The sequence below is a fragment of the Phascolarctobacterium succinatutens YIT 12067 genome (assembly GCF_000188175.1).
GTDB classification, from domain to species: domain Bacteria; phylum Bacillota; class Negativicutes; order Acidaminococcales; family Acidaminococcaceae; genus Phascolarctobacterium_A; species Phascolarctobacterium_A succinatutens.
The window spans coordinates 52,756-70,845 of the sequence record NZ_GL830884.1; the positions used below are offsets into that span (position 1 = coordinate 52,756).

Here is an 18,090-nt window from a genome sequence, read left to right on the forward strand (position 1 = left end):
TAGTAAAATGAGGAGATGATTGTTATGTTGAAGAAACGTATGGCGATGGGAATTTTGGCCGGACTGCTGGCATGCAGCTTTATTGCCGGCTGCGGCGGGGGCGACAAAGGCACCAGCGAGCCCCCTAAACCGAAACCGATTGCTGCTGATTTGAAAGATCTGCCGAATAAGGATGTTAAGGTCGGTATTAAAACCTTTAAGCTCTTTACTCTGAAGAATAATTCTAATCTGCATTTGCAAAATACTTATAGCAAGGGTATGAGGGTGGCTGTTGTCGGCAGAGATATGATTTATGCCAATATTAAGGACAGACTCGTTCAGATGCGGTGGGATAAAGATGGTCTGCGCATGTTGGACAATAATGTTGATTCTATGTCCGGTAATGCTAAGATTTCTTCCGACGGAACCAGAGGCATTTTCTATACCAATAAGAGGATGAGACTCAACTATTTCGATAGTGAAACCAAACGTATTGAAGAGGCACAAGGACGCTTCAATAACCTTGTTGTAATTCCTAAGGGCAATGCTGACAAGGCTTTGATCTGGATGAACCAGGGCGAAATGAGAAAGGTTGATCTTCGCAATGGCTACAGAGTAGGCAAGGATTTGGGCACAGTACGTAAGGAATCCAGAAGCCGTGATGCTGCCGACAAGGATAAAATCAATATTCCGCAGAGCGTTGTTGCAGACAGAAACGGTGATTTCTATGTTGGCGGCAATGCGCGTATCGGCACCCAGGATGTAGGCTTGGTAAGCGTTTATGACTTTAATGGCAAGCAAAAACGCGTCATCGGCAAGGAAAAACGTGAAGATAGCAATGCCATCAATTCCTTAACCGATATAGCTTTGACTGATGAATATCTGGTAGTCAGCGATTCCTCTGTAGACAAGCAGCAGCTGCAGATTTACAGAAAGAACACCGGCACTCTGGTTGGTACCGTAAGTTATAAGGATTTGACCGATAATAAGGAAACCAGCATCGGTGCATGTGTAAACCTGGCAAATATGCCTGATAACAGAGTTCTGGTTGCCCTCAGCAATGACAGAAAAAATATTAAAGATGAATTCTTCATCCTGCAGCTGTAATGTAGGGTAGAAGGCATTACAGAAGCTGTAAAATTTAAGAAATAAAGATTTGAACACCCCCGAAAGATATATTTTGAGGGTGTTTGAATTATAGCTTAAATTGGATATTTGGTTTTAGCAGTGTGTATGGCTATATATGTAATAAAAATGAGCGATAAAATGAGCGATAAAGTTAATATTGTAATAGTAACCCCTAAATAACGAAAGCCTCCGACGAGTAAACTCGCCGGAGGCTTTTTGCTTGCTTTGGTGCGTCAATGCTCTGCGTTGCGCATCAGTTCGATATACTGCAGCAGCTCCTTACGGGTTTTTACACCCAGCTTGCTGTAGATATTTTTATTATGATATTTTAAGGTGTTTTCGGTAATACCAAGCTGGCTGATAATATCTTTGGTAGAGCAGCCTTGTACATAAAGGTTAAAGATGTCCTCCTCCTTAGGTGTCAGCGTAGTAAGATTACCGATAAACATCTGATAACTGTCGGGATCGACGGATTCCAGCTTCTTTTCAATGGCTTTTTCCAAAGCAGCCTGGGCAAAGTTGAACTGCTGCTGCGCTTGTTCGCGTTCCTGCTGAGCCTGCAGCTTTTCTTGCTGCGTCTGCTCCATTTGCAGGCGTACCTGTTGAATTTCATTCTGCAGGGCGGCAAGCTGTTCCTCCAGATGAATATATTGGTTGGCGGTCTGCTTTTGCTTTTCCTGTGCCTCCTGCAGACGCATGGCAGCCAGTCCGTACTGCTTTTGTACCTGATTATTTTCGCTTTGCAGCTGGCGCAGCTTTTCGGCCTGCTGCTCGGAATGACTCTGCAGAAATTCAAAGAACTGGTTAAGCTCCAGCACATTGGCTTGCGGAGGAGCGTCGGGGTTTTGCTGCAGCTGCTGCAAATCCGCTACCAGCGGGTCTACATATCTTTTGCTGAAATAACCGGCAGACAGCAATGAAAGCAGCAGAATAATACCCAGCATTATCAGCAGACGCATTTTAGCCTGCTGCTGCAGATGATAATAGCTGTCGGCAGGCAGCATGACTGCTACCTTGTGCTCAGAGGCACCGACTTTCAGGGGTGCGGTGTAGCCGATGAAGCTTTCCTGACCTGCGGTAAAGAATTCGTGCTCTCCGTAGGAGCTCATTTTTATAGTAGCATTGACGAAGGAGGCCGGATTGGAAAGCTGTCCCTGGTATTCGTTGTCCGCCTTTTTATCGAGAATAGCGGTAATCAGCGGATACCCCTTGTAATTGGCCTGCTTGGTGCGCTGTTGGAAGTAAACGCTGCTGATTTCAAAGCCGCAGATACCGATAATCCTGCCGTTATTACTGTTAATAGGCATTAGGAAAAGGCGAGACTGCTCCCAGCTTTCTTTGAGGTGGGCAACGTCTGTCAGGATATATTGTTGGGAAATATTATTTTCCTTGGCATGCAAAAGCTTATCGGCCTGCGGATAAGCGTGGACATTAAGCTCCAGCTGCCAGGTGCTGTAAAGGCTGATGTTGTTATTGCGGGCAACCTGAGGGTTGCCGCGGAACATACATGTTTCATTGAAAAGAGTGTTTTCGGAATAGATATTGGTAAATTTGAGAAAAAGACCGTTATAGGTTGGTTCCAACAGATTCGTGTTGACGCTAGCGTTAATCAGATACAAGGCACCGCTGGCCGGAGCCTGCTGCATCTTGGCAGCAAGAGTCTGGTAGGTTGCTTGCTGAATCGCTGTCAAAGCCTCGGGATTGTTGTTCAAGGCATCATAATTATTGTAAATGCCCTGCTCCAGCATAACGCGGTCGATATCATTCTGCAGCTGTTGCGACAAATCGATATTGTGCGCAGCCAGCGCGTTCATCTGGCGTTTGATATCGTTGGTACGGGTGTTAAGCTCATATTCAAGAAAGCGGTCGATATCATGGCTAGGCGGCTGTACTATGCCGATAACGTTTAACAGGATCAGCATAGCAGAACCTGCCAGCAGCACCAGTGACAGCAGGTAAATAATGAAACGGCCGCGCATAGAGCGTTTGTTATGCCATATTTCCTTGCCTATAAGCAGCAATCTTTTTATTTTGGTGAGCTTATTGAGCATTAAGAGCCTCCTTGGTAGGATTTTTTTGGCTTATTGCTTGTAATTCAGCAGCTTCTGATAGCTTTCTTCTACTAATTTATCAAGCGTTTGCTGTGGGTTGGCACCACCGGCAATTTCCTGTAAATATTGCTGATGGGCAGCGCGCAGAATGTTTTTGCTGCCGTATTCCAGATTCTGCTGAATTTTGGCGGCCTTGTGCGGCAGATGCAGCCAGGTGCCTTTTTTGTATACCTGCTGCATGCAGGTATACAGCTTGCGATAGTTGAAGTTATGCACATCTTGCGGATTATTAAGCAGTTTGGGCAGTGCTTCCTTATTGGTTGGCAGGTAGCCCGCTTGCATTGCAAAATTCAAATTGCTGTTTTCCTGCGCCAGCCATTTTGCAAAAACAACGGCACCAAGGTTTTTGCGTTCGTCTGTGCTTTTGATGGCTAATAATCCTACACCGCGCTGCAGCAGTGTTACCTTACCACCGCTGAAAACAGGGCAGGGATAATAGTTGGTAACGATAGTTTCACGCGTGTTGTCAGGATTGGTGACGTAATCACGCATATAAAGAATAGCGGCGGTGGAGCCGACGTTGCTGATTAAATCGGCTGTTTTCCAGGCATCGGCCGCATAACCCTTTTCAATGCCCAGACCACCGGCGATAGCAGGCTCGGCTGCGGCACGGAAGATGCGCTTGAAGTTGGGGCTGGCAAGGTCCGGCTTGCCGTCCTTGATTAACGGGTCGCCTAAGGAAGCCATGCTCGTCAGGTAATAGTTATAGAAATCGTCCAGCTGGCACATGTTTTTGCCGCCGGTCCAGGTATAATACTTGCGGCAGAGCTCAAAAAGCTTGTCATAATCGGCAAAATCCTCGGTGCTGGCACCTGTTGCCGCTGCAAAGCGGTCAAAATATGTCTGGTTTACAAAAAGCAGCTCGGTGGATTTTGCTACCGGCAGCATCAGCAGCTCCTTATCCTGATAGCCTTCGGCTAAAAATTCCGGCTGGTAAACAGCTAAATCTTCTTTATCAAGATATTTGTCCCAATGCAGCAGCTTATCGTGCATTGCGGGGATAACACGCGGATAGGCGGTAAAAAGGTCGGGCAGCGGCACAGCGCCGGGATCCTGTTTGGCAGAGGCGAATAAAGCTTTGTCGATAACATTGGAGCTGCTCACGGAAGCAACCTTGACAATGACGCCCTTGGCCTTACCCTCAGAGGCATTAAATTTTTCGATTGTATCATTAAATGGGGAATTGGTCTGGTTGCCGTAAACGTGCCAGATGGTGAGCGTTACCGGCTTGGCTGGGTCGAGTGATGCCTTACTGCCGCAGCCACTGCTGAAAGCGGTAACAAGACAGAGCAGTAACAGCACCAACATACTGTATAAGGAAGCAGAAAATTTTTTTGATACAACGGACATGAAAAAACCTCCTGAAAGAGTATTTTTAGAGAAAAAAGGTAAAAATAAGGAAAATTTACCCTTATCCTACCCGAAATCGCCATTTAGTGTAGTGACGAAATGCAATTTTTATATTAAACTTAAGGCAAGGAAGCGGAAAACAGCTTACCTGCACAGATAATTTACAAAGATTGTCTAACAATTAGTTTATCACAAATCAAAGTATTAGTGAATAGTTTTTTACTACAGATAAGGATAAGATAAATATTTTACAATTTCTTGGCTGATAAGTTTACAGCTGTTTTATTCAAAGACCTGTTAATATTAAGCGGGTTTTGATAAAATATAATTGTTAATTTTTTAGTGATACAAAAGGAGGTTGTATTATGGGTTTAATTAAAGCGGCAATGGGCGCTGTAGGCGGCGTACTGGGCGACCAATGGAAAGAGTTTTTCTATTGCGAAAGCATGCCTCCCGAGGTTCTGGTAACCAAGGGCATGAAGCGTACGTCCAGCCAAGGACGCAGCTCCAACACTTCTGCAGAAGACAACATCATCAGTAATGGCAGCGTTGTTGCTGTCAACGAAGGTCAGTGCATGATTATCGTTGAGCAAGGCAAGGTTGTAGATATGTGTAACGAGCCCGGCGAATATGTATATGATACTTCTACTGAACCGTCTATCTTTACCGGCGATTTGAAGGATAATGTAAAGGCAATTTTCGGTCAGATCGGTAAACGTTTCACCTTCGGCGGTGACCCCGGCAAGGATCAGCGCGTATATTACTTCAATATGAAGGAAATTTACGGCAACAAGTTTGGCACCGCTCAGCCGATTCCTGTACGCCTGATTGATAACAACTTAGGCATTGATTGGGAAGTTGGCATCCGTTGCTTCGGTGAATACAGCTACAAGATTACCAATCCATTGCTGTTCTACACCAATGTATGCTCCAATATCACTGACGAATATCGTCGTGACCAGATTGACAGCCAGATGAAGAGCGAGCTCATGATGAGCCTGGGCGTTGCCCTCGGTACGCTCACAGAAAACGGTATGCGTTACAGCGCACTGCCGCGTCATGGCAAAGAAATCGCTAACGCTTTGAACGAAGATTTGAGCGACCAATGGCGTGACCGCCGCGGTGTAGAGGTTTATTCCTTCGCACTGGCAAGCGTAACCATGTCTGAGGAAGATGCTCAACGTCTGAAAGATATCCAGATGCTCAGCAATCCGAACCGTGCAGCAGCAGCTATGGCTGGTGCTACTGCAGACGCTATGCGTATTGCAGCTGGCAATGAAGGCGGCATGGGTGCAATGGGCGGCTTTGTTGGCATGAATATGGCCGGAATGGCCGGTGGCGCAAATGTGGCTGGCTTGTTTGCCCAAGGACAACAGCAGCAGATGTATGCTCAGCAGAATCCTTACGGCCAACAGCCTCCTTACGGACAACCGCCTTATCCGCAACAGCCGCAACCTCCTACTCCGCCGCCGGCCGCCCCTGCCGCCCCTGCGGCAGCAGCACCGGCAGCAGATTCCTGGACCTGCAGCTGTGGCACTACCAACACCGGTAAGTTCTGCGCTAACTGCGGCGGCAAGAAGCCTGAGCCGAAACCGGCAGAGGGAAGCTGGACCTGCAGCTGTGGCACTAACAATACCGGTAAGTTCTGCGCTAACTGCGGCAGCAAGAAGCCGGAAGATAAACCGGCAGAGGATGGCTGGACCTGCAGCTGCGGCGCTGTAAACAAAGGCAAGTTCTGCGCTGAATGCGGCAGCAAGAAGCCTGAGGGAGCACCGCTGTTCAAGTGCGATAAGTGTGGCTGGGAGCCGCCAGATCCGCACCATCCGCCTAAGTTCTGCCCTGAGTGCGGCGATATTTTCGACGATAACGACAAACAATAACCTCATATATTAATAGCTTGCGTCAGATGCGAATGTAAGCATGATGTATGCTCCTATGCTGCCCCCTTTCGCCTCACTGCGTTCGGCACCTTCCCCGAGGGGAAGGCAAGACGGTTAGCAAAAAAACAATGGGTGAATCGAAAGCCTTAGAGAGCAATTAACATATCGTGCAAGGAATAGCAATTTTAGCAAATAAGTGTCCGGAACCATATGCGTGCGCATCCAAGAAGCGAGTCCACAGGACGATGCTTATTGGCTCATGTGCGCCATGCGATAGTGTCCCAAGAAGCAAGCTCAAAGAGCGCAGCTGATTGGTTTGACACGAACCGCTAAGCGAGGGGACGTAACATATTGTTACTATCTGACAAATTTTACCGAAGCTTCGTCCTGGTTCCACACGAAATTTGCGTTGTGCCCTCAGGCACGGGAAAATTGCTTCTGAATGGAACGATATTTAATTGCGATGTACAACCACCTTTCATGAGTGGAAGGCAAGATGTCGAAATAGGCGACTAAAGGGGGAGCGGGAGCAATCAAAATTGCATAACTATATTTTAACGAGGTGATATTATGGCTGAAACCTCTGTAGGCTATAAGTGCCCTAACTGCAGCGCGCCGCTGACGTTTTTGCCCGGTCATGATAAGGTGACCTGCGAATACTGCGGTACCGAACTGGAAGTTAAGACTATAGAAGAAATGTATGCCGCCAAGGAAGTCGCTGCTGCCAAAGCGCAGGCTGCCAAGGAGGCAAAGTGGGATACCTCTGCTGCCGGCAGTGAATGGGAAGCTGACGAAGCAGAGCAGATGAAGGCGTTTACCTGCTCCAGCTGCGGTGCGCAGATTGTGAGCGATGGCAACACCATGGCAACAGAATGCTGCTATTGCGGCAGCCCGACCATGCTGCCGAGCCGTTTCGAAGGTATGCTGAAGCCGGACTTCATCATCCCCTTCAAGAAAACCAAAGAGCAGGCTGTTGCTGCCCTCAAGGAATTCTATAAGGGAAGAACCCTGCTGCCTAACTCCTTTACGGCCAACAATCGTGTGGAGGATATCCAGGCGATGTATGTACCGTTCTGGCTGTTTGACTCCAAGGTTAGCGCCAGCGGCAGCTATCAAGGTGCCAGCGACAGTGTTTATGAAACCGATGATGAGGTTATCACTACTACCGTTGTCTATAACTGCGAGCGTGAAGGCACCATGTCCTTTGAGCGCATCCCTGTAGATGGCAGCGAGAAGATGGACGATACCTTTATGGAAAGCATCGAGCCATTCGATTACAAAGAGATGGTTCCCTTCAGCACCGCTTATCTGACAGGCTTTTTGGCAGATAAGTATGATGTGGATGCCGAGGCTGCTGTAACACGCGCGGACGCACGCGTTGTCAAAAGTGCCGAGGGTTGCCTGGCAGATACCGTTACAGGCTATACCCGTGTAACCAGCAACGGTGACTGCGCAGTTATCAAGGATGAAAATGCCGTGCATTATGCAATGGTGCCGGTATGGATTCTGTCCACACGCTTTGAGGGTAAGCCCTATACCTTTATGATGAACGGTCAGACGGGTAAGGTTGTCGGCAGTCTGCCGATTGACTATGGCAAGCTGCGTAATTACACTGCCCTGACCTTTATTATTGTAACAATTATCAGCTACTTCATTGTGAAGTTCATGTTATAAGGAGGTGCCGGAATGAGAAAGTTATTTGCAATCTTAACCATGCTGGCAGCCCTTATGTTAGCCAGTGTAACAGCCTTTGCTGCGCCCAGCCTGGTGGATAACGCCAAGGTTCTTACGCCGCAGCAGCGTCAGGAGGTTCTGGCAGAGCTGCACAAGCAGGAGCAGGCGCATAATGTGCGCATTGCTGTTGTAACCATGAAGACAATTGGCGGTGCCGTTCCCGGCGAATATGCCAATAAGCTGCTCGATGACGTTTATAATGACGGTCAAAAGGGCAATATGGTATTGCTGCAGGTTACCAATACCCGTAAATGGTACATTGCTACCGATAAACAGCTGAAGCAGGTTATCGTTGGCAATGAAGGCATTGAGTATATGAGCAAGCCGATGGTTGCAGAGTTCAAGAAAAATGATTATGCCCAAGGCTACATTACCTATGCTCAAAAAGCAGGCGAGCTCCTTGAGTATTACGAAAAGGAAGGCGAGCCGTGGGATCCTAATGCAGGCTTCAACTGGTTTGCTTTAGTAATTGCGGCCGGTATCGGCGGTGCTGTTGCCTATGGCTGCCGTGCTCTGCTTATTAGTGGTATGAGCAATGTCCAAGAGGCTGTTGAAGCAAATGCTTATCTGGATAAGCAAACCTTTGCGCTGACGCACAGCAATGATACTTATCTGTACACCAACATTTCTGCTGTTCCGAAGTCTAAATCCAGCGGTGGTAGCAGTGATGATGGTTCTGTAAGCGAAAGCTCTTCTGATGATGATCATGGCGGCGGCGGTGGCAGCTACTGATATTATAATGAGCTGAAACTTTTGCGGCTGCGATTGTTTATCGCGGCCGCTTTTTGTAAAAGGGAGGTTATTATGCGCAGAACGACTATAAATTCAGGCTTTTTTATCTGCTTTATTGCCAACCTGATAGTGAACTGGGAATGGGGGTTTATTGCGGTGCTGCTCTGGGGCTTTAGCTACTGGTTCAATCTTTCGTGGTATCCGGCGGCGGCTATGGCTGTTTTGTGGCTCCTGATGGGCTTTACTCTGACCTGGATGATTATCTGGGGCTCGTCGGCGCGCGATAATTTCCGTCCCAATCAGCAGCTGAAAAATATCAATCCCTATTCGGCCAAGAATGAGGATGTACTGCCCAAAAATAAAAAGTGAATCAGCTTTGCCGGCTCGGCCGACGGAGCGATGTGTACGTAAAAACGCCGTGGCTGCGGCAGGCTATCAACCTGCTGCGTAAGCCGCGGCGTTTTGCTGTGCGTAGATAATTTTTTTTTGCTGCTAAGATAGCAGCCTTTTTACTTTTTCAGGCTCTTGTAAATAGCGTCCAGGTTTTCTTCCATGCGGGTAAGGTAGGTTTTCTCGCCGTTGCTGCTTTCGATGGTATATATTTCCTGCGTTGTGGCACCAACCTCACGCGCCAGTGTTTCCGATGTTTTGGGGCTTACCGCTTCTTCAACAAAGATAGTTTTTACATTGTGCTCCTTGCAGTAGGCTGTCAGCTTGGCCAGATTTTGTGCGCTCGGCTCGCCGCTGGCAAAAACATCCTCGATGCTTTGCTGCTGCAGGCCGAAGTCACGGCATAGGTAAGCAAAGGCAGCATGGCCGGTGACAAAGTCCTTTTGTTCCAGCTTGCTGAATTTTTTCTGATAGGCAGCAAGCAGTGCCTGCAGCTTTTGATTGTATTCTGCGGCATTCTTACGGTAGAAATCAGCATTGGTTTTGTCTGCGGCTGCCAGTGCTTCGGCAATATTCTTTACCTCTGTCTGCGCGCAGCTCAGGCTCAGCCATGTGTGGGGGTCATACTGCCCATGCGCTCTGATTTCATCGGCTTCTGTAAGGCTGATGCGGTCGGTGTCCTTGGATGCTTCTACAATGACGAGCTTGGGATTGGCGGCGGCCTGCGTTGCCTGCTCCACCCAGCGCTCCATGCCTGTGCTGTTGTAAATCAGGATGTCTGCCTTGCTAAGCGCCTGCATAGTTTTAGTAGTAGGCTGAAAATCATGCGGCTCTGTGCCGTCGGGAATCAGGGAAGTTATATGAATTTTATCTTGGCCGACTGCCTGGGTAAATTCTTTCATAGCATTAAAGGTTACAACAACCCGCAGCTTATAGTCCGCAGCAGGTGCAGGCTCCTTGCTGCCGCAGCCTGCCAGCAGATTGCAGAGCAGCAGAGTGCAAATACAAAAAATAATACTGAGCTTTTTCATAGGCTCTCCTCCTCATTTAAGCACAAATAAACGCAAATGATTTGCATATTATAACGAATTTTATCATAACACCCGTGAACTTTCTTGTCAAGCTAAATGCAAATGACTTGCATATTTGCCGAGCGAGGGCTATAATATTTACTACAACAAAAAGGCAGCGTAGGCTGCCGTGAGTAAATGAAGGAGCCACTATGATAGAACTGAAGCATATAGAATTTGCCTATGAATCCGGCAGCGAGCTGCTGCGCGATATCAATATGCAGGTAAATGACGGCGAGTATATTGCTATTGTCGGCGAAAACGGCAGCGGCAAAAGTACGCTGGTAAAGCTGCTCTTGGGACTCTTGGAGCCGTCAAAAGGTGAATTGAAGAATACTTTTAGCAGCATCGGCTACGTGCCGCAGCGCTTTGAAACTCTCAACAGCCAGTTCCCGATAACCGTATATGAGGTAATGGAATATTATCGCAGGATATTAAAAGTAGCGGATAAGCAGGCTGTACGTCGCTGTCTGGAGCAGATGCATGTTTATGACCTGCGTGACCGTTTAATTGGTACGCTGAGCGGCGGCCAGTGCCAGAAGGTACTCATTGCCAGAGCACTGCTGGGCAGTCCGCAGCTGCTGATTTTTGATGAGCCTTCTACAGGCATTGATGTCAAGAGCCAGCAGGAGCTGTATAAATTTATGCAGGAGCTGCATGAGCAGGGTATTACCATTATCACGGTAGAGCATAACCTGAAATTTGCGGCGCGTAATGCCGATAAAATGTATCATGTCATGAACGGTCATGGTCATTTCTGCAATCCGCAGGAATATGTTCAGGAATATATGCAGGATAATGTAGGAGGTGCGGAATAATGCTGGAATACGCTTTTATGCAGAACGCACTGCTGGTTTCTGTGCTGATTTCTTTAATGTGTCCGATGATTGGTATGTTCCTGGTGCTGCGCCGCTATTCCATGATTGGCGATACGCTGGCACATGCATCGCTGGCCGGCGTAGCGGTTGGCCTGCTGGCGAAGGTGAACCCGATTATCAGCGCCTTTGCCGTAACCTCCGTGTTTGCCGTGCTGATTGAGGTTTTGCGTCAGCGCTTCCGCCGCTATGCGGAGCTTATACTGGTGATTATTCTATCGCTGTCTGTCGGTATTGCGATTACAATTATCAGCAGCGGTATGGTACATACTAATGTAGAAGCTTTTTTGTTCGGCAGCATTCTGACCGTAACGCCTGACGATGTGCTGGCGGTAGCAGTGCTGTGCGTAATTTCGCTGGCTGCTGTTTACTTTTTGTATCCGCAGCTGGTTATGCTGGCCTTTGATGAGGACGGCACCAAAATTGCCGGCGTAAAAACGCGCTTGATTAATTATATCTTTGCTCTGCTGGTGGCAGCTATGGTTGCTGTTTCCATCCGCGTGGTAGGCATTCTGGTTATCAGCTCGCTGATTGCGCTGCCGGTAGCGGCGGCATTACAGTTGGGCAAGGGCTTTAAGGTGACGATGCTGGCAGCCATGGTGCTGAGCTTTATCGCTATTATCACAGGCCTTGTGACCTCCTACTGGCTGGGTGCGGCGCCGGGCGGTGTAACCGCTTTGGTTTCGGTGGCTTTGCTGCTGCTGATTATCATTTATAAAGAAATACGTGCTGTCTTATAAAGAAGGGGTAGAAAGATGACTGATACAAGTTCTGCGGCAGATTATCGCGATTATCTGCATCGCTACGGATTAAAAAATACCCGTCACAGACAGCTTATTCTGCAGCTGCTGCTGGCGAGCGAGGGCGTGCTGACGGCTGAGGATATTTATCAGCAGCTGTGTGAGCAGGGCACGGAGATAAATTTCTCTACGGTTTACCGCATCCTGGAAAATTTTACGCAAAAGGGACTGACGGAAAAGAGCTTTCTGGCGGATGCGCACAAGTACGGCTTTGTGCTGCACGCATTGGGGCACCGTCACCGCCTTATCTGCTTGCGCTGCCATCGGATTGTGGAGGTAGACCATTGCCCGATTGCTGATTTCGAGGAACAGCTGGCGGATAAAACGGAATTTTCCATTGTAGGACATAACCTGGAATGGTATGGCTATTGTCCTGAATGCCGCAAGCAGAAATAGCAGGAAAATTTTTCAAAAAAGCTTGCAAAGCAGCGTAAGCAATGATATAATTATTAAGCTTGTATATAACTATATATACTTCTTCTGCTCCCGGAGAGACGGGGGCCAAAGTCCAAAGGAGGAGGTGATTTCGTGAACGCATACGAAGTCATGTACATCGTTAAACCTGTTGAGGATGAGGCTTGTGAAGCAGTTGTTGCTAAATTCGAGAAACTCATCACTGCAAACGGTGGTAATGTAGAAAAAACCGATCGTTGGGGCAAAAGACGCCTTGCTTATGAGATCCAGGACCTGAATGAAGGTATCTATGTTCTCGTAACCTTCCAGGCTGACGCCGCTGCTGTTAAGGAACTTGATCGTGTTATGAAAATTACCGATGAAGTACTGCGCCATATGATTATCAGAAAGGGTGAATAATCAATGAACAAGATTATTCTGTTGGGCAGACTTACTAGAGATCCGGAAGTGCGTTATACGCCGACCGGTAAAGTTGTTTGTCAGTTTACTCTTGCAGTAGACAGACCTTTTGCCAATCAGGAAGGCCAAAGAGAAGCTGATTTTATTCCGGTAGTAATCTGGGGTAAACAAGCTGAGACATGCGGTAACAGTCTCACCAAAGGGCAGCGCGCGCTTGTTGAAGGCCGCCTGCAAATCCGTAGCTATGATGGCAAGGATGGCAACAAACGCTGGATAACCGAAGTAATCGCTGATCGCTTCGAGTTCATTGAGCGCAAAGCCGATGCCGCTGCTGCTCATAGCAATCCGACTCGCTCTGCTGCGCCGGCTCAAGACGGCGGTATGGGTGGTTTCGGACAACAGGTTCCCTTTGATGAGGAAATTCCATTCTAATTTAAGGGAGGTTATGCAATGAAACGCGAAAGAGGCAGAAGACCTAGAAGAAAAGTTTGCAGCTTCTGTGTTGATAAAGTTGAAGAAATCGATTACAAGGATGCAAATAAGCTGAAACGCTATATCACCGAACGTGGTAAGATTTTACCGCGCCGTATTTCCGGTACCTGCGCTAAGCACCAACGCCAATTGACCGTAGCAATCAAACGCGCTCGCTGCGTTGCTTTGCTGCCGTTCACCTGCGAATAATTCGCACGGCGGTTTAAACGAAACTTATACCCCGTAGCCGTTAGGCTGCGGGGTTTTCGTTTATGTAAAAATCACAAAAATTTTACTTATTTACGCAGGCATTAACATGATATAATGTTAGTAGTACTATACATACGAGGTGAATTGCATGAAAACATCTTTAAGAACCTTATTTTTGACCTTTGTTTTTACGATGCTTTGCACAGCAATGGCTTTTGCCTATAATCCCGGTCAGCGTACCATCCATCTGTTGGGTGAAACCCTGAACAGTGATAAGCATCCTGTACATCTGGTTGTAACTCAGACCATTGATATGCGTGAGGTACTGACTGCCGAAGCCTATGCCAAGCTGCCGACTGCACAGCAAAAGCGCACCAACCGTACGGAATACAATGAAGCCAATGGCATTAACGCCGAGCGTATCACTACTACCGATGGTGACGGCAAGGTAATCAAGGATACCGTTTCCTTTGTGAAGAACGGTTATTGGTATACTATTGACTATCTCAATAAAAACTATGACAGAGTTCCCGAGCTGCCGGGCATGAGCATGCCCTTTGCCGAAACCCTGATCAGCTGGTTCAATGTACGTCCGCAGGGTGGTAATGATGCAGTTACCGGCTATGATTATGATAAGATGACTAAAGGCACCAACAGCCTGAACTTCTATTATGCAAAGGATACCGCCGACTGGAAGGGATACGAAGTAAGCTATCTGCCTATCTTTAAGGTACTGGAGGTTTCCAACACCGTGGATGAGGCAACTGCCTTTGCTTTGCCGCCTGCAGATTTCAAGGCTGTGGCAAATCCTTCTATGCGTGCTTACGCTAACAGACTTTTGGATAGACAATAAGTCCTGTAAGCTGATTATATTTTTTCAAAGGGGGAATACCAATGTTTAAAAAATTATTAGTTTTGCTTTCTATGCTGGCTGCGCTGGCAATGAGCGCAGTAGCTTTTGCTGCACCGGCTAAAAGCCATCAGCAGATGGTTATTGATGCTGCACGCGCCGAGGTTCCTGCTGCTGCTGTATTTTATGGCTACAAGGAAGAAGACGGCGAAGCTGTTCTGAACTTCCGCGATAATGATAATTATCTGGAATACGAGGTAGAGGTTGTTCTGGCAACTACCAAAGTTAAGGAAGTAGAAATTAAAGGCAGCAATATTGCCGGCAGCACGATGATGGTAAAAACTCCTGAGGATATCAGACAAATCGTTCTGGAAGCATATCCCGATGCAAGAAATATTGTTATCAAAACCGAAAAAGAAGGCAACAATGTACATTATGATGTAGAGTTCGTTACTGCAAGATATAAAGTAGATGCTGACATGAACCCGGTAACCGGTGCATTTGCCAAGAGAGAGCTGGAATATTTCTAAGCTTAAGTCAAAAATCAGAGGCAGTCTGCGGACTGTCTCTTTTTTATGCTGCGGAAAGGCGCTTTTTGCGTCTAAACATTGCATATCAAAGCATATTATTGTAAAATATATTAGATATAGAGTTTTTAACGCACTAAATATATATGACGAGGAGCGATTTACGTGAGTACAAATTTAGAAGTAGGTATCGTTGGCCTGCCTAACGTAGGCAAAAGTACCCTGTTTAATGCTATTACCAAAGCTGGCGCAGAAGCAGCAAACTATCCCTTCTGCACAATCGAACCTAATGTAGGCGTTGTTGATGTGCCTGATAAACGCTTAGATGTTCTGAGCGATATGTTTAAATCCAAAAAGATTGTTCCAGCAGCTATGCGTTTTGTAGATATTGCCGGTCTGGTAAAGGGCGCAAGCAAGGGCGAAGGCTTGGGCAATAAGTTCCTGTCCCACATCCGTGAGGTAGACGCTGTTGCCGAGGTTGTACGCTGCTTTGAGGATGGCAACATCACTCACGTTGAGGGCAGCATTGATCCTCTGCGTGATATTGATATCATCAACACCGAGCTGTGCCTAGCTGATATGGAAACTGTTGAAAAGCGTCAGGAGCGCCTGGTGAAGCTGGCAAAAACCGGCGATAAAAAGGTTAAGCTGGAGCAGGCTGTAATGGAAAAGGTTATGGCCGGCCTGTCTGATGGTGTGCCTGCACGCCGCCTTGGTCTGACCGAGGAAGAGCAGGAGCTCCTGGGCGAGCTGCATCTGCTGACCATGAAGCCGGTACTGTACATCACCAACGTTGCTGAGGGCGAGGTTGCTGATCCGTCCGGTAACGAGCATGTGCAGGCTGTAAAGAAATATGCTGCAGAAGAAAATGCTGAGGTTATCGTTGTTTCCGCTAAGATGGAAAGCGAAGTTGCCGAGCTTCCGGAAGAAGAGGCTAAGGAATATCTGGAAATGGCAGGTCTGGAGGAAACCGGTCTGGACCGCCTGATTAAAGCAGGCTTCAAGCTGCTTGGCCTGATGACCTTCCTGACTGCGGGTGAAATGGAATCCCGTGCCTGGACTATTAAGCTGAACACTAAGGCTCCGCAGGCAGCAGGCAAAATCCATACTGACTTTGAGCGTGGCTTTATCCGTGCGGAAATCGTTTCCTTTGATGATCTGGTAGCCTGCGGCAGTAAGGCTGCGGCACGTGAAAAAGGCCTGGTTCGTCTGGAAGGCAAGGATTACGTTATGCAGGACGGCGATGTTGTCGAGTTCCGCTTCAACGTATAATTTATAACAGTGTAATATGCAATCTGAGCGCAGCAAGCGAAAGCGTGCTGCGCTTTTTTCTGTTGGGATATGGTATAATAGTATTATTGTGATATATGGCTTTGAATGAGCTGATTGAATTTTAATAGTAATAGTGGCTATGGCGAAGAATGGAGGATTAGCGGAATGGATGCAACTGAAATACTTAACTTGCTAAAATATGGAGAGCATATTAATCTTGAATGTAAAAAAGCAGAAACAACGTTGCCTAAATCTGTTTGGGAAACTTATTCTTCATTTGCAAATACTAATGGTGGCATAATTTTATTTGGTGTGGAGGAGAATATAAGAGAATTTGACTTTAACAAGAGATTTAGTTTTGTAAATATAAAGAAGCCACAGCAAATAGTAGTAAATTTTTGGAATACGATAAACAGCTGTAAAGTTAGCAGTAATATTTTAATGGATTCTGATGTAGGTGTATGCAATGTTAAAGGGGCGGATATTATTTTTATTCATGTACCTCGTGCGGAATATAAATATAGACCTGTATACATTAACGAAAATCCTATGAAGGGAACTTTTAAACGTAATCACGAAGGTGACTATCATTGTACAGCAGATGAAGTTAGGGCAATGTTTAGAGATTCTAACGATTCTGGTAATGATGGGAGTTTTTTGGCAGGTTTTACCTTAGATGATATAGATATTAATTCTTTACGTTCATATAGAATTGAGTTTGAACATAGAAATCCTACTCATGTGTGGAATGGCCTTGATGATGCTGATTTTTTGGAGAAGATGAGTTGCTATGGTACAGATAGAACTACTAAAGAAAAATGTCTTACTATTGCTGGATTATTAATGTTTGGTAAAGGAACGGCGGTAATTGAGCGGTTTGGCAATATTCGTATGGATTATATAGATAAAAGCAACCTTACATTAGGTAGCAGATGGAGTGATCGTGTTACATATGATGGAATGTGGGAAAACAATTTATATAATTTCGTGCGTATAGTAATGCCTAAACTTGCTTTTGGTATAAAACGACCGTTTAAATTAGAAGGATTAGTAAGGATTGACGACACGCCTGTACATAAAGCTATTCGTGAAGCTGTAATTAATATGGTTATACATAGCGATTACTTAGTTAATGGTGTACTTAAAGTTGTGAAAACAGATGAAGGGTTTGAATTTTCTAATCCTGGCAACTTAAAGTTACCGATTCAAGCGATATATGATGGTGGACATTCAGTTGCAAGGAATCCCCGTATTCAGGCAATGTTTAGAATGATAGGTTACGGCGACAATATTGGTTCTGGCTTTCCTACTATTTTAAGTGCTTGGAGTGAAGAAAATTGGCGAAAGCCAGATTTGCAGGAAAATGATGACTTAAATCAGGTGGAATTAAAGCTTTGGATGGTATCACTGATGCCGCAAGAATGTTCTGAGTATTTACAGAAACATTTTGGCTGGGTTTATATGCGTTTAGGAAAATATGAACAAATAATTTTAGGAACAGCTTATTTGGAAAGATGCGTTAGTAATAGTAGAATGCAGGCGATGTTGCATTTAAATAGTATAGAAGTCGGGCATATGCTTGCAGAGTTGGTTCGGAAAAAAATGTTGCTGATCAATAAAAATGGCAGATGGACAAGTTATATGATTAATCAAGAGTATACTATACCTGCTGAACAAATAGATTTAAATAGATCTTCCGGCAATATAACGTTGAAAAATGATACAGATAAATTGATATATGATTATATTCAAACAAATGGGTTTATAACTACAGCGCAGATTTTGAGTATAACTAAAATAAACACATTGTCTGGCGCATCTGTTGCTATTAACAGACTAATAAAACTAGGCTTAGTAAAAAAAATAAGGAAAGGAAAGCATTTTATATATCAGTAATA

At 46.1% G+C, this 18,090-nt stretch carries 18 protein-coding genes; 15 read left to right on the forward strand and 3 right to left on the reverse strand.

Going from position 1 to position 18,090, the window contains the following annotated elements:
• The first annotated feature begins 24 nt into the window (after positions 1 to 24).
• On the forward strand, positions 25 to 1,086 hold the full coding sequence (locus HMPREF9443_RS05285; RefSeq protein WP_040565079.1) for an NHL repeat-containing protein: 1,062 nt from the start codon (positions 25 to 27) through the stop codon (positions 1,084 to 1,086).
• Between the two features lie 254 nt (positions 1,087 to 1,340).
• On the opposite strand, the gene HMPREF9443_RS05290 is transcribed toward HMPREF9443_RS05285, so the two are convergent.
• The gene (locus HMPREF9443_RS05290) at positions 1,341 to 3,158 is read right to left on the reverse strand and encodes a response regulator transcription factor (protein ID WP_009145502.1); all 1,818 of its coding nucleotides are present in this window, start codon (positions 3,156 to 3,158) and stop codon (positions 1,341 to 1,343) included.
• Positions 3,159 to 3,188: 30 nt separating this feature from the next.
• The gene (locus tag HMPREF9443_RS05295; RefSeq protein ID WP_009145503.1) at positions 3,189 to 4,526 is read right to left on the reverse strand and encodes an ABC transporter substrate-binding protein; all 1,338 of its coding nucleotides are present in this window, start codon (positions 4,524 to 4,526) and stop codon (positions 3,189 to 3,191) included.
• A 407-nt stretch (positions 4,527 to 4,933) separates the two neighbouring features.
• On the opposite strand from HMPREF9443_RS05295, the gene HMPREF9443_RS05300 reads away from it, so the two are divergent.
• From HMPREF9443_RS05300 to HMPREF9443_RS05315, 4 genes are all read left to right on the forward strand, one after another.
• Complete coding sequence (locus HMPREF9443_RS05300) at positions 4,934 to 6,448, forward strand: SPFH domain-containing protein (protein ID WP_009145505.1); 1,515 nt, start codon at positions 4,934 to 4,936, stop codon at positions 6,446 to 6,448.
• A gap of 570 nt (positions 6,449 to 7,018) precedes the next feature.
• Positions 7,019 to 8,122: a TFIIB-type zinc ribbon-containing protein gene (locus tag HMPREF9443_RS05305; protein ID WP_009145506.1), complete on the forward strand. Its 1,104-nt coding sequence runs from the start codon at positions 7,019 to 7,021 to the stop codon at positions 8,120 to 8,122.
• A 12-nt stretch (positions 8,123 to 8,134) separates the two neighbouring features.
• Complete coding sequence (locus HMPREF9443_RS05310; protein ID WP_009145507.1) at positions 8,135 to 8,914, forward strand: TPM domain-containing protein; 780 nt, start codon at positions 8,135 to 8,137, stop codon at positions 8,912 to 8,914.
• Positions 8,915 to 8,986: 72 nt separating this feature from the next.
• Positions 8,987 to 9,283 carry a hypothetical protein gene (locus HMPREF9443_RS05315; RefSeq protein ID WP_040565080.1) on the forward strand — a complete coding sequence of 99 codons (297 nt, stop codon included), beginning with the start codon at positions 8,987 to 8,989 and terminating at the stop codon, positions 9,281 to 9,283.
• A gap of 140 nt (positions 9,284 to 9,423) precedes the next feature.
• Here the strand turns inward: HMPREF9443_RS05315 and HMPREF9443_RS05320 are convergent, their stop codons facing one another.
• The gene (locus tag HMPREF9443_RS05320; protein WP_009145509.1) at positions 9,424 to 10,335 is read right to left on the reverse strand and encodes a metal ABC transporter substrate-binding protein; all 912 of its coding nucleotides are present in this window, start codon (positions 10,333 to 10,335) and stop codon (positions 9,424 to 9,426) included.
• Positions 10,336 to 10,526: 191 nt separating this feature from the next.
• On the opposite strand from HMPREF9443_RS05320, the gene HMPREF9443_RS05325 reads away from it, so the two are divergent.
• The 10 genes from HMPREF9443_RS05325 to HMPREF9443_RS05370 all read left to right on the forward strand — a co-directional run bounded on the left by HMPREF9443_RS05325 (position 10,527) and on the right by HMPREF9443_RS05370 (position 18,088).
• Positions 10,527 to 11,192 carry a metal ABC transporter ATP-binding protein gene (locus HMPREF9443_RS05325; RefSeq protein WP_009145510.1) on the forward strand — a complete coding sequence of 222 codons (666 nt, stop codon included), beginning with the start codon at positions 10,527 to 10,529 and terminating at the stop codon, positions 11,190 to 11,192.
• Positions 11,192 to 11,989 carry a metal ABC transporter permease gene (locus HMPREF9443_RS05330; RefSeq protein ID WP_009145511.1) on the forward strand — a complete coding sequence of 266 codons (798 nt, stop codon included), beginning with the start codon at positions 11,192 to 11,194 and terminating at the stop codon, positions 11,987 to 11,989. Before HMPREF9443_RS05325 ends, HMPREF9443_RS05330 begins: the two co-directional genes overlap by 1 nt.
• Positions 11,990 to 12,004: 15 nt before the next feature.
• Complete coding sequence (locus HMPREF9443_RS05335) at positions 12,005 to 12,445, forward strand: Fur family transcriptional regulator (RefSeq protein ID WP_009145512.1); 441 nt, start codon at positions 12,005 to 12,007, stop codon at positions 12,443 to 12,445.
• A gap of 132 nt (positions 12,446 to 12,577) precedes the next feature.
• Positions 12,578 to 12,862 carry a 30S ribosomal protein S6 gene (gene rpsF / locus HMPREF9443_RS05340; protein WP_009145514.1) on the forward strand — a complete coding sequence of 95 codons (285 nt, stop codon included), beginning with the start codon at positions 12,578 to 12,580 and terminating at the stop codon, positions 12,860 to 12,862.
• A gap of 3 nt (positions 12,863 to 12,865) precedes the next feature.
• On the forward strand, positions 12,866 to 13,294 hold the full coding sequence (locus HMPREF9443_RS05345; protein WP_009145515.1) for a single-stranded DNA-binding protein: 429 nt from the start codon (positions 12,866 to 12,868) through the stop codon (positions 13,292 to 13,294).
• A gap of 18 nt (positions 13,295 to 13,312) precedes the next feature.
• Positions 13,313 to 13,543 (forward strand): 30S ribosomal protein S18, encoded by a 231-nt coding sequence (gene rpsR / locus HMPREF9443_RS05350; protein ID WP_009145516.1) that lies wholly within the window; start codon positions 13,313 to 13,315, stop codon positions 13,541 to 13,543.
• A gap of 148 nt (positions 13,544 to 13,691) precedes the next feature.
• Positions 13,692 to 14,396, forward strand: a complete 705-nt coding sequence (locus HMPREF9443_RS05355; RefSeq protein ID WP_040565081.1) for a hypothetical protein — start codon at positions 13,692 to 13,694, stop codon at positions 14,394 to 14,396.
• A 41-nt stretch (positions 14,397 to 14,437) separates the two neighbouring features.
• The gene (locus HMPREF9443_RS05360; protein ID WP_009145518.1) at positions 14,438 to 14,923 is read left to right on the forward strand and encodes a PepSY domain-containing protein; all 486 of its coding nucleotides are present in this window, start codon (positions 14,438 to 14,440) and stop codon (positions 14,921 to 14,923) included.
• 162 nt (positions 14,924 to 15,085) lie between these two features.
• Positions 15,086 to 16,192 (forward strand): redox-regulated ATPase YchF, encoded by a 1,107-nt coding sequence (gene ychF / locus HMPREF9443_RS05365; protein ID WP_009145519.1) that lies wholly within the window; start codon positions 15,086 to 15,088, stop codon positions 16,190 to 16,192.
• A gap of 165 nt (positions 16,193 to 16,357) precedes the next feature.
• Positions 16,358 to 18,088, forward strand: a complete 1,731-nt coding sequence (locus HMPREF9443_RS05370) for an RNA-binding domain-containing protein (protein WP_009145520.1) — start codon at positions 16,358 to 16,360, stop codon at positions 18,086 to 18,088.
• Positions 18,089 to 18,090 lie beyond the last annotated feature (2 nt).